At 42.4% G+C, this 12,713-nt stretch carries 12 protein-coding genes; 9 read left to right on the top strand and 3 right to left on the bottom strand.

What is annotated here, in order from left to right; all coding sequences use genetic code 11:
* The first annotated feature begins 159 nt into the window (after nt 1–159).
* Together N667_RS0109755 and N667_RS0109750 are read left to right on the top strand one after the other, a co-directional pair.
* Nucleotides 160–963, top strand: a complete 804-nt coding sequence (locus tag N667_RS0109755) for a DUF2935 domain-containing protein (RefSeq protein ID WP_027409395.1) — start codon at nt 160–162, stop codon at nt 961–963.
* A gap of 313 nt (nt 964–1,276) precedes the next feature.
* On the top strand, nt 1,277–1,501 hold the full coding sequence (locus tag N667_RS0109750) for an alpha/beta-type small acid-soluble spore protein (RefSeq protein WP_027409394.1): 225 nt from the start codon (nt 1,277–1,279) through the stop codon (nt 1,499–1,501).
* 218 nt (nt 1,502–1,719) lie between these two features.
* On the opposite strand, the gene N667_RS0109745 is transcribed toward N667_RS0109750, so the two are convergent.
* Nucleotides 1,720–3,369, bottom strand: a complete 1,650-nt coding sequence (locus N667_RS0109745) for a M20/M25/M40 family metallo-hydrolase (protein WP_027409393.1) — start codon at nt 3,367–3,369, stop codon at nt 1,720–1,722.
* A 161-nt stretch (nt 3,370–3,530) separates the two neighbouring features.
* On the opposite strand from N667_RS0109745, the gene N667_RS19135 reads away from it, so the two are divergent.
* The 7 genes from N667_RS19135 to N667_RS0109715 all read left to right on the top strand — a co-directional run bounded on the left by N667_RS19135 (nt 3,531) and on the right by N667_RS0109715 (nt 9,285).
* Nucleotides 3,531–3,938, top strand: coding sequence for a hypothetical protein (locus N667_RS19135; RefSeq protein ID WP_156936110.1), 408 nt, complete (start codon nt 3,531–3,533; stop codon nt 3,936–3,938).
* Nucleotides 3,939–4,048: 110 nt separating this feature from the next.
* Entirely contained in the window at nt 4,049–4,837 is a 789-nt protein-coding gene (locus N667_RS0109735) for an ABC transporter ATP-binding protein (RefSeq protein ID WP_409978181.1), read from the top strand.
* 114 nt (nt 4,838–4,951) lie between these two features.
* Entirely contained in the window at nt 4,952–5,785 is an 834-nt protein-coding gene (locus N667_RS18550) for a 5'-nucleotidase, lipoprotein e(P4) family (RefSeq protein ID WP_035098615.1), read from the top strand.
* A gap of 216 nt (nt 5,786–6,001) precedes the next feature.
* A complete protein-coding gene (locus N667_RS0109725; protein WP_027409391.1) occupies nt 6,002–6,994 on the top strand; it encodes a zinc-dependent alcohol dehydrogenase family protein in 993 nt (330 codons plus the stop codon).
* A 21-nt stretch (nt 6,995–7,015) separates the two neighbouring features.
* Nucleotides 7,016–7,216, top strand: coding sequence for a shikimate kinase (locus N667_RS18545; RefSeq protein WP_051530021.1), 201 nt, complete (start codon nt 7,016–7,018; stop codon nt 7,214–7,216).
* A gap of 124 nt (nt 7,217–7,340) precedes the next feature.
* Nucleotides 7,341–8,231, top strand: coding sequence for a DMT family transporter (locus tag N667_RS0109720; RefSeq protein WP_027409390.1), 891 nt, complete (start codon nt 7,341–7,343; stop codon nt 8,229–8,231).
* A gap of 187 nt (nt 8,232–8,418) precedes the next feature.
* A complete protein-coding gene (locus N667_RS0109715) occupies nt 8,419–9,285 on the top strand; it encodes an oxidoreductase (RefSeq protein ID WP_027409389.1) in 867 nt (288 codons plus the stop codon).
* A 73-nt stretch (nt 9,286–9,358) separates the two neighbouring features.
* Here the strand turns inward: N667_RS0109715 and N667_RS0109710 are convergent, their stop codons facing one another.
* Both N667_RS0109710 and N667_RS0109705 read right to left on the bottom strand, forming a co-directional pair.
* A complete protein-coding gene (locus tag N667_RS0109710) occupies nt 9,359–11,458 on the bottom strand; it encodes a DNA topoisomerase III (RefSeq protein WP_027409388.1) in 2,100 nt (699 codons plus the stop codon).
* Between the two features lie 311 nt (nt 11,459–11,769).
* Nucleotides 11,770–12,267 (bottom strand): YhcN/YlaJ family sporulation lipoprotein, encoded by a 498-nt coding sequence (locus tag N667_RS0109705; RefSeq protein WP_027409387.1) that lies wholly within the window; start codon nt 12,265–12,267, stop codon nt 11,770–11,772.
* Between the last annotated feature and the right edge of the window lie 446 nt (nt 12,268–12,713).

The raw sequence follows: 12,713 nt of genomic DNA, 5'->3' as shown, positions 1-12,713 counted from the left end.
TTGCTTAGAGGTGGGAGACTTCTCGGTGAATGTGTTAAAAATCGCAGCACTATACTCTCCACCTTACATAACGTAGTCTATTATGGATTCATCACGGCCACTTGATTTGAATAAACATTATAAGTGGTTTGACATCTTTTGAAAGGTGGAGGGTATATAATGAATGGAACATTGGAAGAGAAGGCGAGATTTGAGCACCGATTTTGGCTGCAAATCTTGGGCGACCATTCTCGATTTATCTACGAAGCTTTGGCCCCAAGCGAAAAAGAGGAAATTGAAATCGCCTCCCGGTTTATTCAAATATTCGATGCCCTTCTTAGCCGAGCCGAATCAGAAAACCTCTCACAGTTGACGGCCGCAGCCGAAGCAGAGGCATTAAAGCTTCGGGAATTTAAATTACGCCTCATCAAAAAACATTTGGTAGGCAATATTAAAATCCATCTTTCTCCTACATTTCTGAACCACATGGTGAACGAGTTAGAAGAATATTTAAGATTGTTACAGTTTTTTAAAACAAACCAAATCCCTCCGGTATATCATGAACTTCATCACCATCTCCTTTGGCTGTTAGATGCAGCCGGCCATGCAGGTTCCATATCGTCGAATCTGGATGATGTGGAGAAACCTTTCAAAGAGAAAAGTGAACAATATAAAAAGCAGTTTGAAGATTTTTATTTAAAAGCAGTGGAAATGACAGGCTATTTACGAGCCAATATATCCTCTTTCCCCGCATTAGAAAAAATGAATTCCGATGCGGCGTTAGCGATCAAACTGTTCCAGCACTTTCTGCACGAGCTAGAAGAACTTAAACTTAGCAACAAAGCGCTTGGCACATTTTCTGCATTAATGGCAGATCACATGTTTCGTGAAGAGTGCTATTATTTAATGAAGCTAGCCGAATCAGCCAACTTAGAAAAACCGAATTGTGATCCAACGAAACCAAGACTAAACGAAAGGCATTAACTTTTTCTATCCATTATCCATAAGGGGCGATAAAGTGAAAGCAACGCGAAATACAAGCAAGTGAACAAAAAGCGATTCTACCACCTTTATATAAAAGCCGACGGACAAAATGAACGATCGTGCGCAACATTCATCAAAGCGCATGACCTATCTATGTCTAGTCGGCTTTATTTATTTGTGGTTCAGTTTATTTTCATATCACTAAATCCTTATATCTTATATATCCCATAAATTACCTATATAAAGCACGAATAAAACGATTTTTTTAATCAATATTAATAACAAAATATTAAAGGAGATGATTAGATTGCCAATGCAACAAATTCAACGAGGTAATAACACGAATGAAATTTTAATTCCAAACGCCGCTGCTGCGATCGAACAAATGAAGCTAGAAATCGCACGCGAGTTTGGGGTTGTCCTTGGTCCGGATACAACATCTCGCGCCAACGGATCTGTCGGCGGGGAGATTACAAGACGTTTAGTGTCTATCGCTCAGCAAAAGTTGCAATCTGCTGTTCCTCCGGTTATCCATTAATCGGTTACAGATTTCGCTCAAAACCTCAAAAGGTGCCTCTCTGAGTAAAAGGGGCACCTTTTCATCTTCCCGTTAAGCGACAAAGCAGGGGGGATGAACCATTCAGTTCGCAATATCGACCAAGGCCCAGTGACAAAATGCCGAGAATTCGAGTTTGATGTACAACAAAAAGAGCGATTCCAACTCCAAAATTCGCCGACGATCTCTCCTTATGTTCCTCAACCTATCAACTTTTGTATCACACGATGTGTTAGATTCGGCACCATTTCCGTTGAATAAGTGATTTCCATTCTTTCAAGCTTTTTATGAGCATCCATACCATACGGCCCGATATTAATGACAGGTATATTAAGATCACGAATATCCTGATATTCTACATAATGTTTCGTTCCCCAACTAGGGTTGTTTTTGGCTACCGCTTTAATGCCATCTTCATCATCGCTTAAGGCTACGAAACTCATGTCCGAAATATAAGGGAAAAAGTTTCGAATGACGATAGGATGCTGATAGTGAGGCTGTATAGCTTTTACGGCTTGTTCTAACGCCGCAATAAGCACTTGTTCCTTTTTTGTTTTTCCGGTCAATTCAATTCTTGGTGAATAGAGAGATGAATAAAACAAAATGATAGCAGGGCTTTTATCTTTCATCCACTTCCACGCTTCTTCTACAACTCTAACCGAAAACATGCGCGTATCCAGTTCCTTATTCAGCAAAAGCTCTTGCTTAAACCGCTCCATATGTGCGGTGAAAGCGTCACCATGCTCCTTCACTAAAAGTTGCTCCATTTCTTCATATGTGAGCACCCTCGGTTGCCAAGGAATCGGGGTAAAGGGTTCACCGCTTAAAGAACAATATTGCTGATACCGCTCTTCAAATAAGGAAAGCGCCCGCTGAAAGGCAACCATCGCCTCTTGTTTTAGCTTTTCTAATACATCTTTCGGCGACCAAGAGTGGATGAAAAAATTATAATACACATAGGCTGATAACGCTGTTTGCACTGTATAAGACGGTTTTAAATCCGTTTGTTTGAGGGAAACAGGGGGCACTGTCGTTTCCCCATATGCTTCGTTGCAAAGTGTCGGATTATAATCAATCTGCTTGGTCAATTCTGCCGCAATGAAATTAGGGTCAAGCCCCTCAAAACAAGAGCCTACATGCGTTTCAGCACCGGTAATAAAAAATGACGGTAAAAGCTTTCCGACCGTTCCTTTATATATGTAGCGGTTTTCATCCCCTTCAAAGCGGGGAGACACAAAATCAGCATTAATGGCTGCAATATAATCAAATCCATGCTCCTTTCGCCATTTTTTCAGTATTTTTAATGCCGATAAAATTCCATGTGAACCGTCTTCTTCATCGCATTCTGCTAAAAATACGATGTTTCCATCCAGCTGTTCCGGATGTTCGGAATAATACTTAAGTAAATAGAGATGGCTCGCTAGCCCGCTTTTCATGTCAAGAACACCACGGCCGAATAACCAATCGCCAGACTCAATATGTTGTTTTGCGCAGAAAGGCAATTCCTGATATTTGAGCCTTTCCATCAATTCATCAGGGGAGCAGGCATAATCTTTTAAATGATTAAAATCATCAATGCCGACGGTGTCCATATGACCCATCAGAATCACTGTACGATTGCTAGCGCCTTTAGTCCCTTTTACAAACGCAAGCACATTATATCTTTCCATGTCATCTCCAATCGTTGGTGATAAAGCAATATGAGTCGGATGATTCATAAAATAAGGAAACGAAGACAAGAGTTGAAATAACCAATGAGCAATCGCTTTTTCCCCGTCCGTGTTCACAATGCTTTCAATTTGGACGAGCTGTTTGGTAAAAGCAAGCACTTCTTCGCGGCAACGAAGCATTCCATTCATTCCTCCTCTTTGTTTTGTAAATTCATAATATACAAAAAAATATATAAACATCAATTCTAATCGTGGTAAAATAATGGAAAACTGAAAGGAATTGCTCACACCATATATCCGTTTCCTTATTATAAAGAGGGGGCAAATAGGGATGGAGAACGTTGAGGAATGTTTTGCGAAATATCTATCTATTATTGATGACTCCTCAGCTACTATCGTGTCAACACGAGCAAGTGAAAGTCGATTTCGCCTCCATCTATCAAACGCATGAAATTACAAAGATTGAAATTATAAACGAGAACAACGGCCAACACAAAATAATCACCGATCCGAAACGTATCGAAAGCTGGGTGAATCGAGTTGGAAATATCACCTTCATTCGCGACGAAAACCAGGAAGAGAGGGCTCCTACTTTACTATATCCATACTCCGTAAAGGCTTATCATGATGAGCAGGAAATTGGGGATTTTGTAACAGGGAAACTGAAAGGGGTCTACTATAAGAGCAATCCAGCGTTTAACAAGCAAGTAAAAAACATTATTAGATTTAGTCAACTAACCCGAGATTGAGTCTTATGTATTGGCCCAAATCAGTTTTAATATGAGGGATACGGAAGAAATTTTACCTTTATCAATCTTAATAAACGGGAGTGAAATATAAAGTGAGAACGATCTTAACAATGGAAAATGTATCATTGATCAAGGAAGACCGGCTGATTTTAAAAGATATTCACTGGAAAGTCCATGAAAACGAACACTGGGCCATACTAGGTTTAAACGGCTCCGGAAAAACGTCATTGTTAAATATTGTATCCGGCTATCAATATCCAACAAGAGGGGAGGCTTCTGTCTTAGGACACACATTCGGAAAAACCAACTTGCCAGAGCTTCGCAAGCAAATTGGGTTTGTTAGCAGCTTTCTCGATCATTTCCATCAGACGCTCGCATTAGAAACAGTAGAGGATATTGTAGTCAGCGGAAAGTTCGCAACCATCGGACTGTACGATGAAATGACGGAAGAAGATCGCAAGCAAGCAGAACAGCTTTTGGCATCCTTCCGAATGGATCATTTAAAACAAAAAAACTATGCTACTTTATCGCAAGGTGAAAAGAGAAAGGTCCTCATCGCGAGAGCGCTCATGGCCAAGCCGAGCTTATTAATATTAGACGAGCCATCAGTAGGGTTGGATCTTTTCACCCGCGAAGAGCTACTATCATCCATCAAAGACATTATCAAGCACAAACAATGCCACGTCCTATATGTCACTCACTATATTGAGGAAATCATTGAAGAAATCACTCATGTGTTGTTACTAAAAGATGGAAAAATCGTGGCTAGCGGGAAAAAGGAAGACGTATTAACAGATGAATGTTTATCGGAAGCCTTCCAGCTAAAATTAAAAGTTCATTGGGAACATAGCCGGCCGTGGGTTTCTATCTATACCAAGGAAGCGTTGCCAAATACATAATGCCAATGCCTGTTTCACTCTTATCGCCATCTCTCCTCATCGGCTTAATATGCATGATTCTAATCGACTTGCAAAAACTATAAAGAGCATTATGAGATGGAGGAGAGGTACAACATGAATGTAAAAAATAAAGCACTACAACTATTCGTTTTAGCTAGCGCTCTCTCAATTTCAGCTTCGACCGCGCACGCCAATACCAATGCCGCGATCGGCTCTCCAATAGCCGATAACGATCATATGATCATGTCCACACTTTGGTATCAAAAATCGGGAGAGATGAAAGCACTTTATTATCAAGCATACAACCTAGGGAAAATGGTGGTCGACGGCGCGCTCCAACAGAAGCGCAACAATAGCTCAAAGAAACTAGCCATCGTGCTCGACATTGACGAAACCATTTTAAATAACAGCCCCTATGAAGCCTATATTATTAAAAAAGGAGTGCCGAACTTTACCGACTGGCATAAATGGGTGATGCAAGCACAAGCAGAAGCTCTTCCTGGCGCCGTTGAATTCCTTACATACGTTGATTCAAAAGGAATCGATATTTTCTACGTATCCAACCGCGATGAAAACGAGGTGGAAGCAACAATTAAAAACTTAAAAGAAAAAGGATTTCCGCAAGCAACGGCAGACCATATGCTGTTTCGCGCCAAAGAAAACAGCAAAGAACCTCGGAGGCAGCGAATTCAACGAACGCACGACATTATAGCCTTTTTTGGTGATAATTTAGGCGATTTTGCGAAAGAGTTCGACCAAAAGCCATTAGAAGAGCGCAACGCCAACGTGGATCGCTTCCATGAAGAGTTTGGGCGTAAATTTATTGTTCTTCCAAATCCGATGTACGGCGACTGGGAGAGCGCCATTTACGGCTACGGCCTCGACAAAACGCCTGCTGAAAAAGACAAAGTAAGAAAACAAGCATTGAACGCATATCCATTGAAATAACCGTTAGTAAAGTTTGATGCAAGTAACGATCATACCCTAAATATTTCTTCATTCAGCTCGAAAAGGTCGTTCATGGTGAACTGTCACCCAAAACGACCTTTTTCTTTCAGATGCTATCAGCCGATGCACCCAATTTATAGATAGCCCAGAACCCCTCCCTATTATATACTGGAAATAGGGTCTTATTATTTCTCCTAGAAAAAGGAGGTTTGTAATTTGCAAGCAACATGTATCCGCTTCTATGAATTCGGCAACCCTGAAAATGTCTTAAAATTGGAAAATAAACATATTCATCGACCTGCGAATGGAGAAGTGCTTGTTCGTATGCAAGCGAGCCCAATCAATCCGTCTGACTTGCTGCCAATCAGAGGGGCTTACTCTCACCGCATTTCCTTACCTGCGATTCCTGGGTATGAAGGAGTAGGGATTGTCGAAGATGTCGGTCCTTCCGTTTCCCAAGATTTGATTGGTAAGCGTGTCCTTCCTTTGCGGGGGGAAGGTACGTGGCAGGAGTTTGTCAAAACATCGGCCGAATTCGCAGTCGTGATCCCTGATTCTATCGATAATGATACTGCCGCGCAGCTATATATTAATCCCGTCACCGCATGGGTCATTTGTACAGAAATCTTAAAACTGCAACCGGGCAATATTTTATTAGTCAATGCTTGCGGCTCCTCGATTGGGCGGATTTTTGCCCAGCTTTCGAAAATTCTCGGATTTCGCCTGATCGCCGTGACAAGAAACGATCATCACACAAAAGAACTACTTGACCTCGGCGCTTCTGATGTGATTAATACGTCGAATACATCGTTATATCGAACCGTGATGGAACTTACGAATGGATTGGGTGCGACGGCCGCCATTGATTCCATCGGCGGAGCGGACGGCACTGAACTAGCCTTTTGCGTCCGTCCTGAAGGAGTGTTATTAACAATCGGCCTTTTATCAGGAACCCCCATCAATTGGATGGAAGTGTCGGAAAAGGCGAAAGTCCATATAAAACTGTTTCATCTTCGCCATTGGAATCAACAAGCATCCGTACAAGCTTGGCAAGAAACTTTTCACCATTTGATCGCGCTTATACATGAAAAAAAGCTGCAGTTGATGGCGCCTGCGTCCTCTTATCCATTATATGATATAAAAGAAGCGATCCGTGCAGTCGAATCCGCGCCATTGAATAAAGGAAAGATTTTTTTGACGAGCCCCTAAAACTTTACCTAAAGCTCGATTTTGGGTGATAGTGATGAAAGAGAAGCCCCCCAAAAAATCCATATCATTGGTTCGGTCGGGAGCGGAAAAACGACATTAGCAAGAACGTTATCAGCCCGGCTTCATATTCCGTTCTACGAATTGGATACCATCGTATGGAAAAGATCCAATTCCGGCGATATAAGAAAAAGTGAATGGTTTAAAGAAAAGCATATTGTTTAAAACTTCGAAATTATTATAATTGTATCTAGGTATACGATTGAAACCGGATACTTGCAAATAAAAGTAAAGGTGGGGAAGCAGCAGCACTCCATTCTAGACTTTAACGATTCGAGGTGCAAGCAACATGTGGAAAGGGTACATGCTCGTATTTTTATCAGCAACGGGATTTGCCTTCATTCCCATCTTTGCATTGTATGCATACGATAGCGGCGTAACAGTCACGACTTTGCTGTTTTTGCGCTTTGCGTTTGCTGCGCTTTTCTTTTTTATGTATCTACTAATTAAAGAAAAGCATTGGAAAGTGTCATGGTCTCATCTTTTGTATCTGTTTCTGTTAGGTGGCATTTGCTATACAATGCAATCTACCTTTTATTTTAATGCAGTGAAGTACATCCCGTCCTCGCTAGCGGCTTTATTGCTTTACCTAAATCCGATCTTTGTCGCTATTCTTTCGTTTTTCATCAATAAAGAGAAACTAACGATGCGAATCATCACTGCCATATGTATTTCTTTAGTAGGAATGATACTGGTGCTAGGAGCTCCGGCGGGAGGCATTCAACCGATCGGTATTGGACTAGCGATCGGAGCGGCAGTGATTTATTCGATCTATATTATCGTGGGAAATAAAGTGACGGCACAAGTACAGCCGATTACGACTAGCGCCTATATTGCGTTATTTGCCGCCATGTCCTTTTTTATAGGGGGCACATTGACGAAAACGCTTCATTTTCATTTTGATAATATCGGTTGGCTTCCGGTCATCGGAACCTCTTTCTTCTCTAGCATCCTCGCTATGCTGACATTTTTTGCTGGAATGAATATGATTGGACCAACTAAAGCATCGATTCTAAGTATGATTGAGCCAGTCATTACGTTTCTCTTATCTATGGTATTTTTGCATGAAAAAATGTCAATGATCCAAATCATTGGCGGGCTTATTGTACTAAGCGGCGCGATGCTAGTCGTAATGGCAAGAGAAAAAAGGGAAGAAAAGAAAGCAACCTCCATCGGTTAATGATGGAGGTTTTTAACACATTCACCGATTCATCTCCCACCTCTCAATGAAATGGAGGTGGGAGAGGTTCATTTTGAGGGCAGCGATAAAAGTGAGAAAGGCAGGAATTGCTGTTGCCCTTATCCAAATGAATATAAGCATGTTAGTTGGTATCACAAAAAGAGACTCAACTTCAGGAGGGAATCTTGTGAATCAAAACTTCCATAAATCTCCCGTTGCGTTTGTGACGGGAGCCTCAAGCGGCTTCGGGTTGCTGACAAGTGTGGCGCTTGCCCGCGAAGGTTATCGGGTAGTGGCTTCGATGCGAAACGTCCAGAATAGAGAACGGCTAGAAGCAGCCGCCCAAGAAGCAGCGGTTATCGATCAGTTGGAGATCGTTTCATTGGATGTCACCGACTTTTCCGCTGCGGAAACGGTTATTCAAGACGTAATTAACCGTTATGGGCAGATTGATTTATTGGTGAACAACGCCGGCTTTGCCGCAGGCGGTTTTACAGAAGAACTTGATATGGAAGAATGGCAGCAGCAATTCCAAACGAATTTTTTTGGGCTCGTCGCCGTAACAAAAGCGGTGTTGCCATCGATGAGAGAGCGGCGAAATGGCAAGATTGTCAACATCAGCAGCATCAGCGGGCGAATCGGGTTCCCTTCGATGGGCCCTTATGTAGCATCGAAATTTGCAGTGGAAGGGTTTAGCGAGTCGCTTCGCTTAGAGATGTTGCCGTACGGTGTCTATGTCGTGTTAATCGAACCAGGTTCCTACAAAACCGATATTTGGTCAAAAGGAATAGAAAGAGTAACGATCTCCTCCAATTCCGCCTATACCAAAGAGATGAACGCTATTTTGAAATACGTCCATCGCGTTGCAGAGACGGCACCTGCTCCAGATGAAGTCATCCGCAAGATTGTCGAAGTGGCAAAGTCCCCAGCCCCAGACTTACGATATCCAGTTGGCAGAGGGGTAAAACTAACGATGGCGCTGAAAAGTCGGCTGCCATGGAAGTGGTGGGAACGGATGGTCATCAAGCAATTTCACAAAGAAAAAAGACCGTGAGGAGATACCATCTAAAAAATCGGCGCCTCTTTCTTAAAAAGAAGAGAGGCGCCAGTTGGTATATGGCCGTATGTTAGTTTTCCTTTTTGTCTAATGCTTGTTTAAGCAATTCTCCTAAACTTGTGCCGAATGCGTCGTTTTCCGCGCTATATTTTTTCAACAGTGCCCGATCGTGACGACTTGTTGCTGTACTTTTCTTTTCCTCCGCTTTTTCTACGATATTGCAACGGCGGCATTGGAAATAAACGCCCGCTTTTCCTTCGTGAATTTCCATCCGCTTTTGACATTGCGGGCAGCGCCGCTTCGACAGCTTCGCTTCCTTTTTATGCTTGCGATAGCGACATTCCGTATTAGAACAGATGAGCACTTTACCTTCTTTCGTTGTCCGTTCCTTTAAAAACGAGCCGCATTCCGGGCACATTGATCCTGTTATATTATGCGCCCGATACGTCCGGTCGCTGTTTTTAATTTCGGCGACAAGCCGATCCGTTTGCTGACGGATGTTTTGCAGAAATGCTTTAGCGTTTCCTTTTCCGCGCGCAATGGCCTCCAGTTCTTTTTCCCACCGCGCTGTCAGCTCCGGAGATTTTAACTCTTCATTGACGAGATCTATCAGTTGTTTTCCTTTTCTCGTCGGATAAAACCGGCCATTTTTTCGCTCCACCGCTTCCGTCTCCACGAGACGTTCGATAATGTCAGCTCTTGTAGCCGGAGTGCCGAGGCCGTATTTTTCCATTTGCGATAAAATATCCGCCTCTGAATAACGGAGAGGAGGTTCGGTTCGTTCCTCTTTCATATCGAGCTCATACATCGTAAATGTTTGCCCTTTAGATAAGGCTAAAAGCGATGGGCTGACACGTTCAGCGTCCGTTTTTCCAAGCACTTTTTTAAATCCTATCTCTACAGCAACCGTTTCACGGGCTACAAATGTTTCGCCTCCTATATCAAATACGGCATGAACCGTTTCGTATTCGTACGCTGGATAAAATAGCGCCAGGAAACGGCGGGCGATTAAATCGTATAGCTTCCGTTCATCTTCAGAAAGCGCGTTCATATGAAGCGGCTCTTCCGTCGGGATGATCGCATGGTGGTCCGTTACTTTTTCATTATTGAATACCCGTCTTGTCATCACTTTTCCTTTACCTGAAAGCAGCGGACGCACTTCATCCTTGTAGCTTGATGCCATCGCTTCTAGCCTATCCATCATGGTTGATTCCATATCCATCGTTAAATAGCGCGAATCCGTACGCGGGTAAGTAACGAGTTTATGATGTTCGTAAAGTCGTTGCAATACGCTCAACGTTTTCTTAGCGGAGAAACCGAACCGCTTGTTGGCATCTTGCTGCAGCTCTGTTAAGTCATAAGGAAGAGGCTGCGGTTCTTTTTTCTTTTTGCGTTCCACCGAGAGAACAGTCGCTTGCTTGTGCTTTAGATTGTCATAAAGATTTTGGGCTGTTTCCTTCGAAAAAATTCGCTTTTCGCCATTTCGCTCCCACGACGCGGATAGCGAACCGACTTGAGCATGCAACGTCCAATACGGCTTTGGCACAAACGTTTGAATCTCCTTTTCCCGATCCATAATCATCGCAAGGGTCGGGGTTTGCACGCGTCCTGCCGATAGAGGATCGTTATATTTCGTCGTCAAGGCTCTTGTGACATTTAGTCCAATCAGCCAATCCGCTTCCGCGCGGCAAACAGCTGATAAATATAAAGAATCAAACTGTCTGCCTGGTTTTAAATGTTTAAAACCATCGCGAATCGCTTGATCAGTTTGCGACGAAATCCATAAGCGCCAAATCGGCTTTTTCCAGTTTATCTTCTTTAAAATCCAACGTGCGACAAGCTCGCCTTCACGGCCCGCGTCAGTGGCAATAATGCAATCTTTAATGTCTTTCCGCTCGGCGAGACGAGAAATTGCCTTAAATTGATGGCTCGTTTGCCGAATGACGTTGAGACCCATTTGCTTAGGAATAATCGGCAAATCATCTAACCGCCACATCTTATACTTCGGATCGTAATCTTCCGGCATTTTCAATTCAATTAAATGGCCAAGGGCCCAAGTAACAATATATTTATGACCTTCAAAGTAATGCTTATGAGGCTGTTTGCAGCCAAGCACGCGGGCGATCTCACGCGCCACACTCGGCTTTTCTGCAAGAACAAGAGATTTCATGCTATTCTCCTTTCTATCCACCAACAGATTACTTGATTAAGTATAATGGAAAAAAGACCGTTTTGCATCTTCTCGGGAACAGCGCCATCGTTTTGTTTTTCTTTCACACTTTACACGAACAAAAGTAGAATGAGGAATCACCGATAAAGAAAAAAAGGGGGAAGGAGGGGGGGGAACTAGACACCTGAATGTCCCTTAAGAAAAATTAATTTTGATTGACGTAAGAGTTATATAATTCCGTATAAAGCGGGCTTTGCAATCTGAATGATAAAAAGCGGAGGGAATGAGCAACATTCCCTCCGCTTTTTTAGTTATCGCGCAGTTGGAAACACGCGCTTCACCGTTTCGCTAAATTCCTCAAAAAGCCCTCTAACTGGTTTTCCATGCTGCAGCTTGTTCGAATAGTCAGCCATGCGTTGCACAAAATCAGGGTTTGTAGAAACATATACGTTGTCAATATCCCGATCGGTTTGTTTCACCGTATTCGCGATTTTGCGTTCGACATCCTTGGTCATTTGACCTTTTAGATGGTCGCTGAGTATCACAGCTACATAAGCGTTGCGGCTCGCCACAATCACATTCGCCTCTCTCACTTCTTTCAAGTTGGCCACGCGAGCGGCCGCTGTTTCTGCCACTTCCATTTTTGTTGACTGATTGGCCGAACGATTGCGGTCGGTTGGGTTATAACCGACATTTTGTATATGATTGTCCCTGTTTCTTGCTTCGTTATTATTGTAATTAGCAGCACAGCCAAATAATAGAGGGATGGCAAACGTCAAGAGGGCCATTAGCTTCACCATTTTTGTCATTATAACAATCTCCTTTCAAGAAAAAGCATATCTATATGTTAATGTGCCTCCGTTTTCTTTTTGTATACGCTCAATATGATCACACAAGAAAACAGCAACAATATTCATGTCCCTTTCTTGTTAATAACAAGCATTATAAGATAAACCATTTTTTTGAAGTTTGAAGCTGATATCTTCTATAAACAAATTGGCATCGTCAAAGGAGAGTGTATTGACAAAGCAAAAAGATCATGATACATTTATCTCGAATTAAAAATAAATTAATCCGAGATTTTTGAAAATCCTAAAGTTCTATTTCTAGATGTACATCTTGCGCATAAATATAGAAGGGGGGAGATATAGACAGAAACTATGGATTCGAACCCGAAATCTTCAGAATGATTAGTTGGTCTGCTACCAATTCATCTTACCAAATGGAACAGAACTAAAAAATATCTCGAATTAAC

This window comes from Anoxybacillus tepidamans PS2, from assembly GCF_000620165.1.
Taxonomy (GTDB): Bacteria; Bacillota; Bacilli; order Bacillales; family Anoxybacillaceae; genus Anoxybacteroides; species Anoxybacteroides tepidamans_A.
The sequence above is the reverse complement of the archived record's forward strand: the minus strand, read 5'-3'. Positions and strand labels throughout refer to the sequence as shown.